The sequence below is a fragment of the Amycolatopsis sp. TRM77291 genome (genome assembly GCF_054166285.1).
In genome coordinates this window covers 269,808-288,175 of sequence record NZ_JBSZHF010000001.1, presented here as the reverse complement: position 1 = coordinate 288,175, position 18,368 = coordinate 269,808, and the positions used below count along the sequence as shown (strand labels likewise).

General features: G+C 69.8%; 14 protein-coding genes. 3 read left to right on the top strand and 11 right to left on the bottom strand.

Annotated elements, in window-relative coordinates:
• Positions 1 to 5: 5 nt before the first annotated feature.
• The 5 genes from ACXIZN_RS01290 to ACXIZN_RS01270 all read right to left on the bottom strand — a co-directional run bounded on the left by ACXIZN_RS01290 (position 6) and on the right by ACXIZN_RS01270 (position 8,084).
• Positions 6 to 1,277 carry a PucR family transcriptional regulator gene (locus tag ACXIZN_RS01290; RefSeq protein WP_457952019.1) on the bottom strand — a complete coding sequence of 424 codons (1,272 nt, stop codon included), beginning with the start codon at positions 1,275 to 1,277 and terminating at the stop codon, positions 6 to 8.
• A gap of 220 nt (positions 1,278 to 1,497) precedes the next feature.
• Positions 1,498 to 2,292: an arginase family protein gene (locus ACXIZN_RS01285; RefSeq protein ID WP_457952017.1), complete on the bottom strand. Its 795-nt coding sequence runs from the start codon at positions 2,290 to 2,292 to the stop codon at positions 1,498 to 1,500.
• Positions 2,293 to 2,385: 93 nt separating this feature from the next.
• Entirely contained in the window at positions 2,386 to 5,763 is a 3,378-nt protein-coding gene (locus ACXIZN_RS01280; RefSeq protein WP_126733569.1) for a pyruvate carboxylase, read from the bottom strand.
• A gap of 88 nt (positions 5,764 to 5,851) precedes the next feature.
• Positions 5,852 to 6,751: a S8 family peptidase gene (locus ACXIZN_RS01275; protein WP_457960435.1), complete on the bottom strand. Its 900-nt coding sequence runs from the start codon at positions 6,749 to 6,751 to the stop codon at positions 5,852 to 5,854.
• 175 nt (positions 6,752 to 6,926) lie between these two features.
• Positions 6,927 to 8,084, bottom strand: a complete 1,158-nt coding sequence (locus ACXIZN_RS01270) for an erythromycin esterase family protein (protein WP_457952015.1) — start codon at positions 8,082 to 8,084, stop codon at positions 6,927 to 6,929.
• Between the two features lie 31 nt (positions 8,085 to 8,115).
• Here ACXIZN_RS01270 and ACXIZN_RS01265 point away from each other — a divergent pair, with 31 nt between their 5' ends.
• The gene (locus tag ACXIZN_RS01265) at positions 8,116 to 8,724 is read left to right on the top strand and encodes a TetR/AcrR family transcriptional regulator (protein ID WP_457952013.1); all 609 of its coding nucleotides are present in this window, start codon (positions 8,116 to 8,118) and stop codon (positions 8,722 to 8,724) included.
• Positions 8,725 to 8,951: 227 nt separating this feature from the next.
• Here the strand turns inward: ACXIZN_RS01265 and ACXIZN_RS01260 are convergent, their stop codons facing one another.
• Entirely contained in the window at positions 8,952 to 10,205 is a 1,254-nt protein-coding gene (locus tag ACXIZN_RS01260; RefSeq protein ID WP_457952011.1) for a DUF222 domain-containing protein, read from the bottom strand.
• A gap of 212 nt (positions 10,206 to 10,417) precedes the next feature.
• On the opposite strand from ACXIZN_RS01260, the gene ACXIZN_RS01255 reads away from it, so the two are divergent.
• Positions 10,418 to 10,825 (top strand): hypothetical protein, encoded by a 408-nt coding sequence (locus ACXIZN_RS01255; protein WP_457952009.1) that lies wholly within the window; start codon positions 10,418 to 10,420, stop codon positions 10,823 to 10,825.
• Here the strand turns inward: ACXIZN_RS01255 and ACXIZN_RS01250 are convergent.
• The 5 genes from ACXIZN_RS01250 to ACXIZN_RS01230 all read right to left on the bottom strand — a co-directional run bounded on the left by ACXIZN_RS01250 (position 10,815) and on the right by ACXIZN_RS01230 (position 17,569).
• On the bottom strand, positions 10,815 to 11,318 hold the full coding sequence (locus ACXIZN_RS01250) for an N-acetyltransferase family protein (RefSeq protein WP_457952007.1): 504 nt from the start codon (positions 11,316 to 11,318) through the stop codon (positions 10,815 to 10,817). The two genes, ACXIZN_RS01255 and ACXIZN_RS01250, sit on opposite strands and share 11 nt — an antisense overlap.
• Positions 11,319 to 11,320: 2 nt before the next feature.
• The gene (locus tag ACXIZN_RS01245; RefSeq protein WP_457952005.1) at positions 11,321 to 13,366 is read right to left on the bottom strand and encodes a caspase family protein; all 2,046 of its coding nucleotides are present in this window, start codon (positions 13,364 to 13,366) and stop codon (positions 11,321 to 11,323) included.
• Complete coding sequence (locus ACXIZN_RS01240; RefSeq protein WP_457952003.1) at positions 13,363 to 13,743, bottom strand: hypothetical protein; 381 nt, start codon at positions 13,741 to 13,743, stop codon at positions 13,363 to 13,365. The genes ACXIZN_RS01245 and ACXIZN_RS01240 overlap by 4 nt, the downstream gene beginning before the upstream one ends.
• A gap of 84 nt (positions 13,744 to 13,827) precedes the next feature.
• Entirely contained in the window at positions 13,828 to 15,981 is a 2,154-nt protein-coding gene (gene recG, locus ACXIZN_RS01235) for an ATP-dependent DNA helicase RecG (RefSeq protein WP_457952001.1), read from the bottom strand.
• A 4-nt stretch (positions 15,982 to 15,985) separates the two neighbouring features.
• Positions 15,986 to 17,569: a DAK2 domain-containing protein gene (locus ACXIZN_RS01230; RefSeq protein WP_457951999.1), complete on the bottom strand. Its 1,584-nt coding sequence runs from the start codon at positions 17,567 to 17,569 to the stop codon at positions 15,986 to 15,988.
• A gap of 133 nt (positions 17,570 to 17,702) precedes the next feature.
• Here ACXIZN_RS01230 and rpmB point away from each other — a divergent pair, with 133 nt between their 5' ends.
• Complete coding sequence (rpmB, locus tag ACXIZN_RS01225; RefSeq protein WP_007031450.1) at positions 17,703 to 17,894, top strand: 50S ribosomal protein L28; 192 nt, start codon at positions 17,703 to 17,705, stop codon at positions 17,892 to 17,894.
• The last annotated feature ends 474 nt before the right edge of the window (positions 17,895 to 18,368 follow it).

Here is an 18,368-nt window from a genome sequence, read left to right as displayed (position 1 = left end):
CGTCGCTACGAGCCGCTCGGCGTCCACTGTGGACTCTTACGCGGCGCCGGAAGCACCTCCGGCAAAGCGTAACCGGCGGGCGCGGCACCGGCCCGCAACGCGAGCTCCATCTCGAACCGCGCGCCCGGATCACGCAGGTGCTCGCCGAAGGTCGCCTGCAGCTGCCGCATGCGGTAGCGCACGGTCTGCGGGTGCACCTGGAGGCGTTCGGCGATGTCGACGACATTGCCCTGGCTGTCCAGCCAGGCGCGCAGGGTTTCGAGCAGCCGTTCCCGCTGTTTCCCGGTCATCTCCGCGAGCGGGGCGAACAGGCGGTCGCGCAGCTGACAGGTCAGCGCGGCGTCGGCGTTCACGAGCAGGGTGGCGAGGTGTTCTTCGGCGCGGATCACCCGGCGGGCCTGGATGATGCCGCGTTCGGACAGGTGCAGGGCCTCGCGCGCCCAGCGGAGGGAATCGGCGACGGAGTCCAGCGGGCGGCACGGGCCGATCGAGAGCCGGTAGTCCGGCAGCGCGGCCTGCAAGGTGGCGAGGCGGGCGACGGAGATCTCGCCGGGGACGAGCACCCGCGGCTCGGCGCAGTCGAGTTCGGCGAGCACGTCCGAATCCACGGCGTTGTGCCGCCGGGGTCTGACGGTCTCGCCGATCGGGTGCAACACGACCGGCGTCGCGCGCTCGGGCACCGTCCAGCCGGTGAGCTGCGCGAGTTCCGCGATCGCCTTCGACGGCGCGGGCGGGGTTTCCAGCACCAGGTGCAGCAGTTTGCGACGCCAGGTGTCCAGCGCGCCCGCGGTGCGCGCCTTCGCTTCGAGGTACCCGTCCAGCGCGACGGACGCGAGTTCGTCCATGAACGCGAGCATCGCGTCGGCCAGTTGCGACATCACCGCGGACGAGAGACCGCTGCGGCGGCCGACCCGCATGATGCGCCGCCACGAGACCCTGGCGCCGACCCGGTACGCCGACTGGAGGGTGTCAAGGCTGCGGCCTTCCCGCATCTCGTTCTGGCCGAGCCGGTGGTGGACCTCGTGCGACTGTTCCTTGGAGACGGTGGGATCCGCGATCTGGGCGACGAACAACGTGATCGCGTACTCGACGCCCGCGCGGATCGACTTGCCGTACGGCCCGTCGAGCGGGCGCGCGTACGCGGGGATGGTCGCCCGGATCTCGTCGACGATCTCGTTGGCGAGACTGCCCAGCTCCGGTCGCAAAATGTCGGCGAGCTTGCGGGGAAGTGCCGCAGGAGGCTGCGCAGCGTGTTCGATTCCGCGCTCCACCGACATCGCAGCTCCTTTGCTCCGCCCAGCGTCCCGGCACCGCACGATCGTCGTGGGGTGACAACGAACACATCGCGGAGCCGCTCGTAAATGTGTCACCTGTCGCAGAAGAAACCGATTTCTTGTCATCATCGTGACAAAATCACGGGTCATCCCTGAATTTTGATGACAAGTGCCCGGCAAACGCCTCGCGCGGTACGTACGAACGGCCGATGAATACGGAGCGTCACTGCTTTCCGGTGAGCAATTCCCCGAGTACTTCGAGCACGGGCTCCAGAACGCGGACCTCGGTGCCGGCGCATTCGGTGATCCCCGCGCCGACGACGTCGAAACCGCTCAGCCCGCGAAGCATCGCCACCAGACGTTCGATCGTCAAGCCACCGGGCTCCGGATAGTTCAGCCCGTCGAACTCGGCCGGGTCGAGCACGTCGAGGTCCAGGTGGATGTAGATCTTGTCCGAACCGGCCAGGCCGGCGGCGACGTCGGCCGTCTCGACGACCAGCCCGCGATCGACCGCCGCACGCTCGGCGTCGTCGAACGCCCTCGTCCCCGCGAGGACGACGCGTCCGGGTTCGACCGGCGGATTCGCGGCGAACTCCGGGTCGCCCTCGCCGAGCAGCGACCGCAGCACCATGCCGTGGAACGCGCCCGACGGCGACGTCTCCGCGGTGTTGAGGTCGGAATGCGCGTCGAACCAGGCGACGCCGAGCCCCGGCCCGAAGCGGTAGCGCGCGACCCCGATCGGGATCAGCTCGACGCCGCAGTCCCCGCCGATGGTGAGCACCGGCCCGCCCGGCGCTTCGAGGGCGGCGAGCTGCGCCGCGCGGTTCGCGCCGGTGAGCACCGCGCGGTTGGCGATGCCGTCGACCACGGGCGACGTCTCGCGCGTCTGTCGGATGTGGTGCACCGGCACGCCCAGCACGTGGCCCGCGAGCTCGGCGAGCGCGACGCAGCCTTCGGGCAACTCCGGCGCGCGCTCGGTCAGAGCGCCCTGGAACTGGGGTACGGCGTTGATCAGCACCCGGTCCAGGCTAGCGGCGGCCGCAAGTCCGTGAAGGCCTCCTTCCCTACCTTCAGCGTAGGGAAGGAGGCCTTCACGGCACTCCGGACAGGGTCACTCCAGGACGAGGAGCAGGTCTCCGCCTTCCACCTGCTGGACGGCGTTGATCGCGCGCCGCGACACCTTGCCACCGCCCGCCGCGGTGATCGACGCCTCCATCTTCATCGCCTCGATGGTCGCGACCGTCGCACCGGCCTCGACCTCGTCGCCCTCCGACACCTGCAGCGTGACCACCCCCGCGAACGGCGCGGCGATCTGCTTCGGGTCGCTCTTGTCGGCCTTCTCCGTCGCCGGGATGTCCGAGGCGATCGAGGTGTCGCGGACCTGGATCGGACGCAGCTGGCCGTTGAGCGTGGACATCACCGTGCGCAGCCCGCGCTCGTCCGCCTCGCCGATGGCCTCCAGCTCGATCAGCAGCCGGACACCCTGTTCCAGGTCGACCGAGTACTCCTCGCCCGGCCGCAGGCCGTAGAAGAAGTCCTTGGACGGCAGGACGGAGGTGTCGCCGTACTGCTCGCGGTGCGCCTCGAAGTCCTTCGTGGGCCCGGGGAACAGCAGCCGGTTCAGCGTCGCGCGCCGGTTCTCCGCCAGCCCCTTGCGGTCCTCTTCGGACAGTTCCTGCACCGGCTTCGGTTTCGCCCGGCCTTCGAGGGCCTTGGTGCGGAACGGCTCCGGCCAGCCGCCGGGCGGGTCGCCCAGTTCGCCGCGCAGGAAGCCGATCACCGAGTCGGGGATGTCGAACTTGTTCGGCTCCGCCTCGAAGTCGGACGGCGAGACGCCCGCGCCGACGAGGTGCAGCGCGAGGTCACCGACCACTTTGGACGAAGGCGTGACCTTGACCAGGTGCCCGAGGATCTTGTCCGCGGCCGCGTACATCGCCTCGATGTCCTCGAACCGCTCCCCGAGGCCGAGCGAAATCGCCTGGGTGCGCAGGTTCGACAGCTGACCGCCCGGGATCTCGTGGTGGTACACCCGCCCGGTCGGCGAGGAGAGCCCCGCCTCGAACGGCGCGTAGATCTTGCGCACGCTCTCCCAGTACGGCTCCAGGTCACCGATCGCCTGCAGGTCGAGCCCGGTCGGCCGGTCCGAGTGGTCGGTGGCGGCGACGAGCGCCGACAGCGACGGCTGCGACGTCGTGCCCGCCATGGACGCGACGGCACCGTCGACGGCGTCCGCGCCCGCCTGGATCGCGGCGAGGTACGTCGCGAGCTGACCACCGGCGGTGTCGTGCGTGTGGATGTGCACCGGGAGGTCGAACTCCTTGCGCAGCGCGGAAACCAGCCGCGCCGCCGCCGGTGCCCGCAGGAGGCCCGCCATGTCCTTGATGGCCAGGACGTGCGCCCCCGCGCCGACGATCTGCTCCGCCAGCTTGAGGTAGTAGTCGAGCGTGTACAGCTTCTCCGACGGGTCCGACAGATCCGAGGTGTAGCAGAGCGCGACCTCGGCGACGGCGGATCCGGTCTCACGCACGGCCTCGATCGCCGGGCGCATCTGCTCGACGTCGTTGAGCGCGTCGAAGATCCGGAAGATGTCGATCCCGGTCGCCGTCGCCTCCTCGACGAAGGCGTTGGTCACCTCGGTGGGGTACGGCGTGTAGCCGACGGTGTTGCGGCCGCGCAGCAGCATCTGCAGGCAGATGTTCGGCACCGCTTCCCGGAGCTTCGCCAGCCGCTCCCACGGGTCCTCCGCCAGGAACCGCAGCGCGACGTCGTAGGTCGCGCCGCCCCAGCATTCCAGCGAGAGAAGCTGCGGCGTGGTCCGCGCGACCACGGGCGCGACCGCGAGCAGGTCCTTCGTCCGCACCCGGGTGGCGAGCAGCGACTGGTGCGCGTCGCGGAAGGTGGTGTCGGTGACGCCGATGGTCGGCGACTCCCGCAGCCAGCGGGCGAAACCGTCCGGGCCGAGTTCGGTGAGCTTCTGCTTCGAGCCGGGCGCCGGCTCGAGCCCCTTGGGCAGTTTCGGCAGCTTGACCTGTGGGTCGAGGGTGCGCGGACGCTCGCCGTGCGGTTTGTTGACCGTCTTGTCGGCGAGGTAGGTCAGCAGCCTGGTCCCGCGGTCGGCCGAATGGCGCGCGGTGAGCAGATGCGGGCGCTCCTCGATGAACGACGTCGTGACGCGGCCTTCGCGGAAGTCCGGGTCGTCGAGGACGGCCTGCAGGAACGGGATGTTCGTGGCCACACCGCGGATCCGGAACTCGGCGACGGCGCGCCTCGCGCGGCCGACGGCGGTCTTGAAGTCGCGGCCGCGGCAGCTGAGCTTCACCAGCAGCGAGTCGAAGTGCGCGCTGATCTCGGTGCCGGCGAACGCCGTCCCGCCGTCGAGGCGGATACCGGAGCCGCCGGGCGAGCGGTACGCGCTGATCATCCCGGTGTCCGGGCGGAAACCGTTGGCGGGATCCTCGGTGGTGATGCGGCACTGCAGGGCGGCGCCGCGCAGGTACACCTTGTCCTGCGACAGCCCCAGGTCTTCGAGCGTCTCGCCGGAGGCGATGCGCAGCTGCGACTGGACGAGGTCGACGTCGGTGACCTCCTCGGTCACCGTGTGCTCGACCTGGATCCGCGGGTTCATCTCGATGAAGACGTGGTTGCCGTCCCGGTCGAGCAGGAACTCGACGGTGCCGGCGTTGCGGTAACCGATCTGGCGGGCGAACTTCACCGCGTCGGAGCAGATCCGGTCGCGCAGTTCGGACGGCAGGTTCGGTGCCGGGGCCAGCTCGATGACCTTCTGGTGGCGCCGCTGGACCGAGCAGTCGCGTTCGTAGAGGTGGATCACGTTGCCCTCGCCGTCGGCGAGGATCTGGACCTCGATGTGGCGCGGCTCGACGACGGCCTTCTCGATGAACACCGTCGGGTCGCCGAAGGCCGACTCGGCCTCGCGCGCGGCGGCCTCGATGGACTCGCGCAGCTGCGCGGGGTCCTGGACGCGGCGCATACCGCGCCCGCCACCGCCGGCGACGGCCTTCACGAAGACCGGGAAGCCGATCTCCTCGGCGGCGGCGATCAGCGCGTCGACGTCGGAGGACGGTTCGGAGGAACCCAGGACCGGTACGCCGGCGTCGCGCGCGGCCTTGACCGCACGGGCCTTGTTGCCGGTCAGTTCGAGGATGTCCGCGCTCGGTCCGACGAAGGTGATGCCTTCGTCCTCGCACGCGCGCGCGAGGTCCGGGTTCTCGGAGAGGAAGCCGTAGCCGGGGTAGACGGCGTCTGCGCCCGCCTTCTTGGCGGCCGCCACGATTTCCTCGACCGACAGATAGGCCCGCACCGGGTGACCGGGTTCGCCGATCTCATAGGCCTCGTCGGCCTTCAGCCGGTGGAGCGAATTGCGGTCTTCGTGCGGGAACACAGCCACCGTGCCCGCGCCGAGCTCGAATCCGGCGCGGAACGCGCGGATGGCGATCTCACCCCGGTTGGCGACCAGTACCTTGCGGAACATGCCGGTCCTTCCCATCATCGGATCGGTAGGTGAGGCACGTTACCCGTTCGGTCCCGCAGGGCGGGAGTTGTTGCCCAGGTGATGGACGTCATCCCCGCCCGAGTTGCGCGCCAGGGGACTGGAGCAGCCGGTTCGCGGTGCCCTCGTGGACACCGGTCAGCACGTCGGCGGCGGCGAGGTCCACGAGCGCCTTCGCGACGTCCGGCGCGGAGACCGCGGGATGCAGGGCCCGGTACAGCGCGGCCACCCCGGCGACGTGCGCGGCGGCCGACGACGTGCCGCTGAGCACCCTGCCGCCGTTGCCACCGGCGTTGGGCCCCGGCACGTCCACGCCGGGCGCGAACAGGTCGACGACCTCGCCATAGTTCGACGTCGACCCGACCTGGTCGCTCGCGTCGGTCGAGCCGACGGTGAGCGCTTCGGTGACCCGGCCGGGCGAGAACTTGCCCGCGTCGGTGGCCTCGCCGCCCGCCGGCACGGCGATCGGGACGACAGCCGCGAGCGCGCGGACGGCGGCGTCGAGCTGGTCGTTAGCCGTGCCGCCGATGCCGAGGACGGCGACGGCGGGCTGCCGTGCGTTCTGCGTCACCCAGTCGATACCCGCGATGATCTTGTCCGTGGCGCCGCCGCCCTGTGCGTCGATCACCCGGACCGGGACGATCTGCGCGGCCTTCGCGACGCCGAAGGTCTTCGAGGCGGCGACACCGGCCAGGTACGTGCCGTGACCGTTGGTGTCGGTGGTGTCCGTGCCGCCGTTGAGGAAGTCCTTGCCGGGCTTGACCCGGCCGCCGAAGTCCGGATGCGCCGCGTCGACCCCGCTGTCGATCACATAGACCGTGACGTCCTTCGCGTCGGTCCCGTAGTGGTAGAGCTGGTCGAGACCCGTTCGCTGGTCGATCCGGTCCAGCCCCCAGTTCGGCGGGTTCTGCTGGACTTCCGTCGCGGAGGCGGGCGGCGCCACCAGCACCAGGAGCGCCAGCGCGGCCATGACCCGTACCAGTCGAATGATCATGCCTTGGCTCTACGCCTGTACCCCGGGGACGGCAACCCCGGAGTGTCACCCGTTCGGCTTGTCATGAGGTGCCCCCGAACTGGGGTGACCCGATCGGGTGGGACACGCGCGCGTTCTTTCGGCATGAGGCCTCGGATTGTGGAGGCGCGCTTCAAGCGACACAGTCTTGCCCGATCTGGCCGCTGACCGTCGACTTCGGGAAGCAGACCAGCGCGTCGAAGGCGTCGGCGACGTCCACAGGGTTGAACAGATGCGCGTGCCGGATGCTCTGTGGTCCCGCGGTTCCCCGCCGTGCGCGGAGGTCCACCAGCCCGGGGCCCTCGGCTTCGACACTGCCGTCCGCCGGAGCCTCCAGTTCCTGGCGATACACGGTGAACCCGAGCCGCGCGGCCGGATCGGGTTTGAGCCCGGTGGTCTCGCCCTCGACGGCGGTGAGCGCCAGCGCGAAGTAGTCGTCGCCGAACTCGGCCGCCAGATGCGTGCCCGCCGACGGCGAGGTGAGCCCGGGGAAAGGCGAGAACGGGACGCGCTGGAGGTGTCCGTTGTGGAGCATCACGACGATCTTCGTGTCGTCGCCGTGCAGCCGGCGGATCAGCCGGACGGTGTCGGCCATGTACGCGTCGCGCGAACCGCTCTGCAGGGCGGGCGCGTCACCGGACATCATCGCGGCGACCTCGGCGAGGTACGCGTCGACGCGCAGCGCGCCTTCGACGTGGTGCTCCGCGACGGCGGTGTCCCCGTAGACGGGACGCAGCGAGGTGAGGTGCGTCTTGAGGCGGGTGAGCGCCGCCGTCGCCTTGTCTTTCGCGGCCGTGTCGAGGGCGGCGTACTTGGCGGGCGCCTCCGCGCTGCTGACCGACGCGTACCCCTTGGTCGCCTCGATCGCCGCATCGACGAGGGCTACGGCGTTTTCGTCCACAGTGGACAGGTAGGCACGGACCGCGTCGAGGGACGGCACCGGCGAGCCCGCGGAACTCGGCACGTCGAGGCCGTAGTAGCGGACGTCGCCGCGTTCGCGGAGCCACGTCAGCATTTCGTGCGCCTCGGGCGACTCCCCGAGCGAGAACGTGAAGCCGTCGCGGCCGATCTCGGCGACGTCACCCGGGGCACCGTTCAGCCAGTCTTGGACGAGCTTGCCCTCGGCGAAGCCGGACTCGAAGCCCACGACCCGGAAGCCGTGCTGCTCGACGAGGTGCTGGAGCAAACGATTACGCAGGTCGCCGAACTCGTGGATGTGGTGGTTGTTCTCACCGATGGCGACGATCTTCGCGTCTCCGATGAGTTCGGCGATCTTCGCTGGGTCTGACATACTGCCCACACTAACGCAACAGGAGTAGCAATTGGCAACCTCCGGTACCCAGCGGCCCGGCGGCCGGACCGAACGCACCCGCCAGGCCGTCCTGCACGCGACCCTCGACCTGCTGGCCGAACGCGGGTTCGGCGAACTGACCGTGGACGCGGTCGCCGAGCGGTCCGGGGTGCACAAGACCACGGTGTACCGGCGCTGGTCGTCGCCGGACGGCCTCGTCGCCGCCGCGCTGCAGATGGGCGCGGAGGACGACTGGACGGCGCCCGACACCGGCTCGCTCGAGGACGATCTGTACGAAGTGGCCGCGGAGGTCGTGCGGTACTTCACCGAGCCCGCGCTGAAGGAGTTGCCCACGGCGTCGGTGCTGGCGGCATTCCAGTCGCCACAAGCGGCCGAGGCCCTGCACGACTTCTACGCCGACCGGCACGTGCGCATGGCGCCGATCGCGGAGCGGGCCGTCGCGCGGGGCGAGATCCCTGCCGGCACGGACGGCGACGAGCTGGTGCGGGCGGTGTGCGGGCCGATCTTCTACCGGCTTTTCCTGTCGCGGGAGAGCGTCACGGTGACGGAGGCGCGGGTCACGGCGCGGGCGGTGGCGGTGGCAGCGAGGGAAGGCGCCTTCGTGCGGCCAGGCGTTTAGTCCCTGTGTCGGGGTTCGGGCGGTTTCGCATTTAGTCCTCTCAATGCGGGAGATTCGCGCCTTGGCTGCCCGAGACCGGCGTGGCCGCGCGTGATCGGACCGGCCAGCGGGAGCGTTCTGCGGTGAAGCCCTGGATGCCCCGTACATGAAAGGGACGAGACCCAATGTTCGTCCGGCGGGCATGCCGAAGGGCCCGTCGCCGGTGTGACCGACGGGCTCCTCGACGTTCAGCGGTGATGCAGGGTGTTGCGGCGGGGTTGCCGGAGCGGATCTCGATACTGGGGCGGAATGAACTCCGGTAATCCGTCGGCCGCCATGCGGACTTCCCAGTCACCGTGATGAATCAAACGATGGTGGAAACCGCACAGCAGCACGAGATTGCGGAGATCGGTGGGTCCGTCGTCTGCCCAGTGGACGATGTGGTGGGCGTGACAGTTCTTGGGTTTCCGATGGCAGCCGGGGAAGGCGCAGCCACCGTCTCGGATGTTCAACGCCCGTCGTTGCCCTGGGGTGACGAACCGCCGCAGCCGTCCCACATCCAAGGGTTCTCCGGCGGCGCTCATCACGACCGGCAGCATCAGACAGTCGCAGGCCGCGAGCCGCGCTTCCCGCGCCGTCATCGTCCCGACGAAATCGAGGCAGGCGGTCCCGAGGCCGGATTTCAGCTCGTCGAGTCCGATGGTCACATGCACCAACGTGCGGTAGCCGCTGGTGCCGGGCTGGTCGGGGCAGGCGATCGCGAGGTCGAGGAGTTCGGCCCAGGCGTCGCCCAGGCGCTCGCACTTCATCCGCAGATCGGCCTGGCCGAACTCGTCCACCGGCCGCGGCTGGGCATACGCCTCCAGCGCGGCCGCCGTCCGGGCACCCGTCTCGTCATCAAGCAGCCCGGTGAGTTTCCAGAAGCCGTCTCTGCGGCGTTCCAGGGTGATTTCGCGGCGTGGTTCCTTGGGCTTGGGGTCTTGGGGTTCGTTGCCGTCGGGATCCAGCCAGCCCAGCAGTTTCGCTTCAGCGTCCACCAACTGGTGAGGACCGGCATTCGGGGCCAGATCAGCGAGGATCTTCTCCGCGACCGCCCGATCCTCAACCGAGGTATCGGCAGGCAACCTCTTCAAGATCTCCAGAATCTGATCGATCCGCTCATCCCCGACCAGCCCCTCGGCGGCGACCGCGGCCGTCGCGGGTGCCACGGCCGCGGCTTCGGTGCCATCCAGGTTCCGCGTCGGGTTCAAAGCCACCGCCCGCTTCACCACCGCACCCGCCTCAGCCCGCGACAACCCCGCCAACTCCGCGAACCAACTCGCCGTACTGCCATGCCCATACAAGTCCTTGGCACCCCGAGACTCGACCTCCGCCAGAAACCGCCCCAAACCAGCGGTGGCCATCCGAATCACCCGCAACGACTGCTGCACACCATGCGCAAGCTCCAGCCTGCCGGCACGCCACAACTCCTGCGGCAACTCAGGAAGAAAGGTCTCGGACACCCCTCAATAATACTCGAAGAAATAGAACAGATGTTCGTAATTTCAAGCGACCGGGAAAAGAGTAAAACAACACTGAAGGGTGATCGACTCCGAAAGCGCCACTACACCCCGAAGCCTCGGGGCTCCGGAGCCGAGATGAGGACAGTTTTACCGTCAGCACCAACGACTTCCCCGGCCAGACTGGTCCCTCCGCACCGAGAGAGGGGACAGTCATGACCGAGGAAGTCCGGAACCGGCGGGTGGAGATGCCGGGCAGGCTCAAGCTCGTCCGCGGTTTCCTTTGGGTGCAGGTGGTCCTCAATGTCCTCGCGAGCGCGCTAGTGACCGCCCTCGCGATCGACGAGCTCGAGCACGGCAACGAGGAGGCCGGCCTCGTCCTGGCGCTGGCGATCCTCGGTTTCGTGGTCGCCGTCGCGCTGATCGCTTGCGCGATAAGGATTTCCCGCGGTTCGCCGTGGGTGCGGCCGACGATCGTCGCCGTGGAAGGACTGGTCGTGATCATGGGGCTGGTCAGCCTGCTCAACGGCGGGGCGATCACCCAGCTGATCGGGATGGGCATCGCCGTCGGCGTGATCGTCGTCCTCAACAAACCCGAGGAAAGCGCCTGGTTCAAGCGCTGACGAGATCGATCCGGTACCGCACTTCGGACAGCTGGACGTCCTCGCCGGGCATGGTGTCGGTCTTCGTCGCCCCGTCCGGCGCCCAGCCTCCGGCCGCGTAGAAACGCTGGGCACGCTTGTTGGTGTCGAGCACCCAGAGCGTCGCCTCGCGGTGCCCCGCTTCCCGCAGCGCGGCCACGGCGGTGTCGAGCAGCAGCCTGCCCAGCCCGGTGCCCCAGCGTTGCGGGTCGAGGTAGATCGCGCGTAGTTCGCCGCGGATCCGGTCGACGGCGGTGAAACCGAGGAGCGTTCCGTCTTCGACCAGGACCAGGATGTCGCCCTGGTTGGCGGGGTCGGCGAGGGTCCGCTGCCAGCGGGCGGCCCGGCCCTCGACGGAAAGATCGCGGAGGTAGAGCTCGGGCAGCAGGCCCTGGTACGCCGACTGCCACGACCGCACGTTCACCTCGGCGATCGGCCAGGCGTCTTCGACGGTCGCGGTGCGGATCGTGGCCATCGTCAGCCTTTCTCCTTGCGGGCCGCGAAACCGGCCGTGATGGCCAGCGCCAGGACCGCTCCCAGCGCGATCCCCCAGCCGGCACCGGTCACGCTCGAACTGCTCGGCATCGCGTAGAACAGCGCGCACACCATGACGATGCCGCCTCCGGCCACGCCGCCGAGGAAGGCGACGCCGAAGGCCGCCGGCCTGAGCAGCACCCCGAGCGCCGTCCCGGCCAGGAGCACCACCGAGACCACGAGGCAGATCGCTCCTTCGTCGGCCCGGCTCGACGAGTAGCCGAACAGCTCGACGGCCTCCATCACCAGCCCGGCCGCGCAACCGATCCCGGCCACGAGGGCGGCGACGCCGAGCGCGTCCCGCGGTTTCCCCAGCCCGAGCCGGAAACTCCGGTCACGCCGTACCGCGATCAGCGCGCAGACGGCTCCCGCGAGCAGGAAACCGTCGGTGAGGACGAGAAGCGACGGGCCGTACGGGATCGCCGCGAGCAGCGTCAGCCCGCACAGCGCCCCCGGGCCTGTCATCCGGCGTGTGCCCGGCAGGAGCATCGCGATCCCCGCCGCGCTCGCGAAGACGACGAGCGGCAGGATCGCCCAGCCGCCGTCTTCGAGGAAATCCTCCAGACTGCTGCCGAGCGCGAACGCGATGGCCACGAGGTACACCGCGGCCGCGATCGCGAGCAGCCCCGCGGCGACCGCGAACGGGTCGGTCTTCGGCACCGGCGCCGCGAACGGCACAGCTGCGGGCGGCACGGGGACGGCCGCCACGGGTTCAGGGGCCGGTTCGGGTTCCGGTCGCGGCGCCGGTTCCGCGACGACCCGGCCCTCGACCCGCACCACCGCCTCGCCGGTCGGCCCGGTCACGGTGACCCGCGCCTCGAACGCCCCGAGTTCTTCCCGCTCCAGCACGATCTCGGCGTCGTCGCCGTCTTCGGTCACCCGCAGCCAGGGATGGGAAGACGCGAACCGGCACGCCCGCGCGATCGGCGGTCCCGCCAGCCGGATGCGCGCCGCCGGCCTCGAACCACGGACGACCTCTCCGAACCGGACCACCTCGGATTCGGTCCGCACCCGCGCTTCTCGCCGTGCGAGGTCGGCGGCCTCGGCGATATGCCGGATGTCGGTCTGCGCCATCGTGGTGAGCACTTCGTGCGCGCCGATGGCGACGGACAGGTTCTCGCTCGTCAGCCGCCGCTGGAGTTCCGTCACCGCGCCGAGGCGGGTGAACATGTTGGCGTCCTCGCTCGCCGCGCGCAGATCGGCCGGGACCGGCGACGGTTTGATCCGGCGGCGCCTGCTCCTGGCCAGATACAGCTCGCCCTGCATCTCGATGTCGCGGCTGGGGGTCTGGTTCGGGTTCCGCTCCCGGACGCTGTCGAACAGGTAGTCGTACAGTTCGCCGAGCGCGATCCAGCCGTCCTCGTCGCGGTCCGCGTCGCCGGTGCGGAGGCCGTCGACGAGCGCCGAGGTGAACACCGACGGCCGGACGTGGTCGTCGGCGAGCTGGTCACCCTCGAAGGCGTACTCGATGGAGTTCGACGCGGTGATCACCGCACGGCCGCGGCCGCCGAAACCGCCGGCCGGGAACGCGTCGAGCACGTTGGCCTCGCCGGTGGCGCGCACGGCGACCCCTTGGCTGAAGGCGCCGCCGTAGCAGCAGTCCAGCAGGAGGACGATGCTCCGCGACCGGCTCATCCGCAGGCAGCGCTGGACGAAATCGGCGGGGACGGCGGTCGACGCTAGCCGCTCCGGCCGGGTGTTACGAGCGGCGAAGAACAGCTCACCCGACTCGCTTTTCAAGCCGTGGCAAGAGAAATGCACCAGCAGGACGTCGTCCGGCGCGCTGTCGGCGAACAGGTCCTCGACGCGGCCCGCGATCACGTGGGCGGTCTCGTCGCGCACCACCTGGACGTCGAATTCGCTGATGGCGCGGTCGCCGAGGACTTCGGCGAGCGCCTCCGCGTCGGCGGCCGGGGACCGCAGCGCGCTCAGCCCGGGGTTGTCGTACTCCCCGTTGGCGATGATCAGGGCACGCCGCGCGCCGGTCATGGCGCCGAATGCCTGCTCACGAAGAGATCGACGAGCTTGTCCTGGTCGGTGAGCGTCGCTTCGGACAGCTCCAGCATGTCTCCGTCGATCTCCAGCCGCACCGTGCGCTTCACCCGTCCGCCGCGCGAAAGCCACTCGCGCACGGCCGCGACGACCGAACGCAGACCCTGCGCGGACTGCCCCAGCGTGACCAGCAGCCCGCCCACCGTCGCGACGTCGAATCCCCGCGAGCCGGGCGGCGCCGGGCCTGCGGGCAGCGCCTTCACCTCGGTGATCCCGCGTTCGACCAGTTCCCCTCGAAGGTATCCGGCGAGCTGGTCGACCCGTTCCGCGTCGGCCCCGTCCTCACCGAGCTGGACCCGTACCGCTGCTGTCATCCCCGGCCTCCCTCGCCCGTACGGAACGAGGAAAGCCCCTAAGCCCGTGCGGCGGCAAGGTCCGATCGGGCAGAACTGTTCACGTCAGCTTTTTTCCAGGTACTCCACGCGATCTTCGTCGACGACGTCGGCGATCATGTGCGCCAGCCCCAAGTAATTCCCCAAGGCAGGGTCCTTCTCGACGATTTCCAACGCGCGGGCCCTCGCCTCGGCGATGACGTCCTCGTCGCGCAGCAGCGAAAGCAGCTTCAGGGTCGACTTCTTCCCCGACTGCGCGGCGCCGAGGATGTCGCCCTCGCGGCGCAGTTCCAGGTCCATTCTGGACAGTTCGAAGCCGTCCGTCGTGGACTCGACGGCGGCCAGCCGCTCGCGGGTGGTGGTCCCGTCCAGGGTTTCGGTGACCAGCAGGCAAAGCCCCGGCACGCTGCCCCGGCCGACCCGCCCGCGCAGCTGGTGCAGCTGGCTGATGCCGAACCGGTCGGCGTCCATGATCACCATCGCGGTCGCGTTCGGCACGTTGACGCCGACCTCGATCACGGTGGTGGCGACGAGCACGTCCAGGTCGCCCCTGGAGAACGCCTGCATCACGGCGTCCTTGTCGTCGGCGGGCATCCGGCCGTGCAGGACCCCGATCTTCAGGCCCTTCAGCTGCCCTTCGGCCAGCTCGGGCGCCACGTCGAGGACCGCGAGCGCGGGCCGCTTGTCGCCCTTGTCCGACGCCGGTTCGTCGCCGATGCGCGGGCAGACGATGTACGCCTGGTGGCCCTTGCCGCATTCCTCGCGGACCCGCTGCCACGCCCTGTCCAGCCAGGCGGGCCGCTCCGCGACCGGAACCACCGACGTCTTGATCGGCGACCGGCCGACCGGCATCTCGCGCAGCGCGGAGATCTCCAGATCGCCGTAGACGGTCATCGCGACCGTGCGCGGGATGGGCGTCGCCGTCATGACGAGCACGTGCGGGCTGGTCTCGTCGGAGCCGCGGGAGCGCAGCGCGTCCCGCTGCTCCACCCCGAAGCGATGCTGCTCGTCGACCACGACCAGGCCGAGATCCGCGAAGGACACCGTGTCCTGGATGAGCGCGTGCGTGCCGACGACGATCCCGGCCTCGCCGCTGACCGTCTCCAGCAACGCCTTCTTGCGTTCCTTGGCGCCCATCGAACCGGTCAGCAGGGTCACGCGCGTCGCGTTCTCCGCGCCGCCGAGCTCACCCGCCTGCCCGAGGTCGCCGAGCATCTCGCGCAAGGACCGGGCGTGCTGCGCGGCGAGGACCTCCGTCGGCGCGAGCATCGCCGCCTGCCGCCCGGAATCGACGACCTGCAGCATGGCGCGCAACGCGACCACGGTCTTGCCGGAACCGACCTCGCCCTGCAGCAGCCGGTTCATCGGATGCTCGGTGGACAGATCCCTGGCGATCTCCTCGCCGATCTCCTGCTGGCCCGCCGTCAGCGCGAACGGGAGCCGCTTGTCGAAGGCTTCGAGGATGCCGCCGTCGGTGTGCGGACAGGCTTTCGCGGGCCGCGAGACCAAAGAATGCCTGCGCTGCGCGAAGATCAGCTGCACGGCCATGGCTTCGTCCCATTTGAGCCGGTCACGCGCGGAATTCAGCGCCTGCCAGCTCGACGGGCGGTGGATGCCGCGCAGCGCGCTCTCCAGGCTGGGCAGGCCGTACCTGGCGAGCAGCTCGATCGGCATCGGGTCCTCGTCGACCTCCAGCACGTCCAGCACCTGCCGCACGGCCTTGGCGATCACCCAGGTCGGGATCCCCTGCGCCGCCGGGTACACCGGGATGATCTCGGCGAGGAAGTCGTCCATCGCCTCGGCCTGGCGCTCGGCGTCGAACAGTTCGTACTCGGGGTTCGCCAGCTGCAGGACGTCGCGGAAGGCGGTGACCTTGCCCGCGAAAAGCCCGTTCTTGCCGGGCACGAGTTCCTTTTCGCGCCAGGCCTGGTTGAAGAAGGTGCATTGCAGGCGGCGTTTGCCGTCGGTGATCACCATTTCGAGCAGGGTGCCGTTGCGCGCCTTCATCCGGCGCTTGTTGACCCGCTCGATACGCGCCATCACGGTGGCGTGCTCGCCGAGTTCGAGCCCGGCGATGTCGGTGAGCTGGCCGCGTTCGGCGTAGCGGCGCGGGTAGTGCCGCAGGAGGTCGCTGACCGTCTCGATCTTGAGGCCCTTGGCGAGCGCCTTCGCCGTCGCCGCGCCGACGACCAGCTTGAGGTCCGCGCGCAGGTTGGTCATGCGGTCACTCCACCCCCATCAGCAGCACGGCGTCGGTCTGGCCGCCCGCGTAACTCGTCACTTCGACCTCGGGATGCTCCAGGCGCAGCTGATCGGCCAGCTCACCGGGAAGCCGGACGGGCGCGTCCAGTCCGGTCAGCACGGTGACCAGCTCGCCGCCGAGGGCCAGCATCCGGTTCAGCACGCCGACCGCCGCCGCGACCAGGCTCGTCTCCGAGGCGGGCGCGGGCTCGATCAGCACGACCTCGCCGTCGACGAGGCCGACGACGTCACCGGCCTGCGCCCGGCCCACCCAGGTTAGCGACTCCTCCTGCGCGATCCTCAGTTCGCCACGCCTGGTGGCGGCGGCCGCCTCGGCCATCGCGACCACGTCGTCGTTGGTGCGGCGGTCCTGGTCGTGGACGGCCAGCGCGGCGAGCACCTGGACGGGTGACACGCACGGGATGACGACGACGTCGCGGTCCGCGGCCATCGCGTGCCCCGCGGCCGCGTCGGCCGCCGCGGTCAGCTCCTGTCCGCCGGGAAGCACGGTGACGTGATGGCCGGCGGCCTCGTTGATCAGGCCCAGCATCTCCTCGACCGTCGGCTGGACCCCGTGCGGGACCGAAAGCACCGCGACCCCCTCCGCGCGGAGGAGTTCGGCCAGCGGCCCGCCGTGGACCACGGCGACCACCGAACGATCGATCCCGCCGCCGACCTCGACCGGGGTGGGCGTGATCAGCGGCTCGACCCGGACCCGGCGGGGACGGCCGAGCTCGATGCCGGCCTCCAGCGCCGCGCCGATGTCCGCGCAGTGGACGTGGACGGCGTACGCGCCGGCGCCGTCCCCGGCGACCGTGACGCTGTCGCCGAGGCCGCTGAGGGTCTTGCGAAGTCCGGGAAGGCTGGCCTCGTCGACGCCGTCGAGCAGGTACATGACCTCCCAGGCCGTCGGGGCCTCGATCGTGTGATGGTGATGCGCCTCGAGCGGGTGCTCCGGCTCGGTGAGGCCTCCGGAAATCACGCCGTGCAGGGCGTCGAGGACCGCGACGAGGCCGCGCGCGCCCGCGTCGACCACGCCGGCCACCGCCAGGACGGGCAGCTGCTTCGGGGTCTCTTCGAGGGCTTCGGCGGCGACGCTCGCCGCCGCGGCGGCCACCTCTTCGAGTGAGCCTGTCGCGTCACAGACGGCCGCGGCGACGGTGTGGAGGACGGTCAGGATGGTCCCGGCCACGGGACGGCTGACCGCGCCGGTGGCGGCCCTGTCCGCGCAGCCGAGCGCCTCCGCGAGCCCCGGCCCGTCGAGCTCCCTCGTGGCCGCCGACTCGGCGATCCCGCGCACGACCTGCGACATGATCACGCCCGAATTGCCCTTGGCCGCCGCGACCGCGCCCTTGGCGAACGCCGCCAGCGCCTCGGCGGTCGTCGCCGGGTCGGCCTCCGCCAGCGCGTCGCGGGCCGCGGTCATGGTGAACAGCAGGTTGGAGCCGGTGTCGGAGTCGGCGACCGGGTAGACGTTGATGCCGTCGATCGCCGGCCGGAGCACCGCCAAGCTGTGCACACAGGCCGCCGACCAGGCCGACACCGCCGCCACGTCGAGCACCCGCACCCCGTAACCTCCTAGCTGTTCCAGCGAGGGTATCGACCCGGTGCCGGAGGGCTCTGAGCCACTGGTTACTATGGTCGAGTTGCCCAGCATGCTGGGCGCGTCATTCTTTGTCCCAGATCCAGAGGAGTTCGACGTGGCTGCCGTGTGCGACGTCTGTGGCAAGGGACCGGGCTTTGGCAAGTCGGTCTCGCACTCCCACCGGCGTACCAACCGCCGGTGGAACCCGAACATCCAGACCGTTCACGCCAAGATCGGTCTGTCCCAGCGCAAGCGCCTGAACGCCTGCACCTCGTGCATCAAGGCGGGCAAGGTCGTTCGCGGCTGAGCCGGGTTTTTGGGGAATGGCGGGTGCTCTCCGGAGCACCCGCCATTTTTTATGGGTAGGTTCGGTGGCGGCTTCTGTTCCGACATTTCCCAGGCGACTCTGTAGCACCACCAGTCACAACGGTGGCGCGTGAAGGCCCCCTTCCCTCGGCTCAGCCGAGGAAACTTGGCCTTCACACCTTCACGAGTACATGAAGGACCCCATCCTTGCGCCTAGGTACAGGAAGGGGTCCTTCACGTACTCCGAAGCGCCCACCCCAGCCCAGCACGTAGTGAAGGCCTCCTTCCCTACCCTCAAGGTAGTGAAGGAGGCCTTCACGGACTTCGGCGAAACCTCAGGCGTCACACCGGTCACTGCTTTCACTGCCGCCACCGATGCGCGTGAAGGCCCCCTTCCCTCGGCTGAGCCGAGGGAAGGGGGCCTTCACGCGCCACCGTTGTGACTGGTGGTGCTACAGAGTCGCCTGGGAAATGT

Coding starts and splice junctions, on each gene's coding strand:
- ACXIZN_RS01275 (WP_457960435.1), bottom strand. CDS start 6,751: ATGGCCGCGCTGGCGCTCCTGGTGCTGGTGGCGCCGCCCGCCTCCGCG.
- ACXIZN_RS01280 (WP_126733569.1), bottom strand. CDS start 5,763: ATGTTCCGCAAGGTACTGGTCGCCAACCGGGGTGAGATCGCCATCCGC.
- ACXIZN_RS01250 (WP_457952007.1), bottom strand. CDS start 11,318: ATGGCCACGATCCGCACCGCGACCGTCGAAGACGCCTGGCCGATCGCC.
- ACXIZN_RS01245 (WP_457952005.1), bottom strand. CDS start 13,366: ATGACCGGCGCGCGGCGTGCCCTGATCATCGCCAACGGGGAGTACGAC.
- ACXIZN_RS01290 (WP_457952019.1), bottom strand. CDS start 1,277: ATGTCGGTGGAGCGCGGAATCGAACACGCTGCGCAGCCTCCTGCGGCA.
- recG (WP_457952001.1), bottom strand. CDS start 15,981: ATGACCAACCTGCGCGCGGACCTCAAGCTGGTCGTCGGCGCGGCGACG.
- ACXIZN_RS01270 (WP_457952015.1), bottom strand. CDS start 8,084: ATGTCAGACCCAGCGAAGATCGCCGAACTCATCGGAGACGCGAAGATC.
- ACXIZN_RS01240 (WP_457952003.1), bottom strand. CDS start 13,743: ATGACAGCAGCGGTACGGGTCCAGCTCGGTGAGGACGGGGCCGACGCG.
- ACXIZN_RS01255 (WP_457952009.1), top strand. CDS start 10,418: ATGACCGAGGAAGTCCGGAACCGGCGGGTGGAGATGCCGGGCAGGCTC.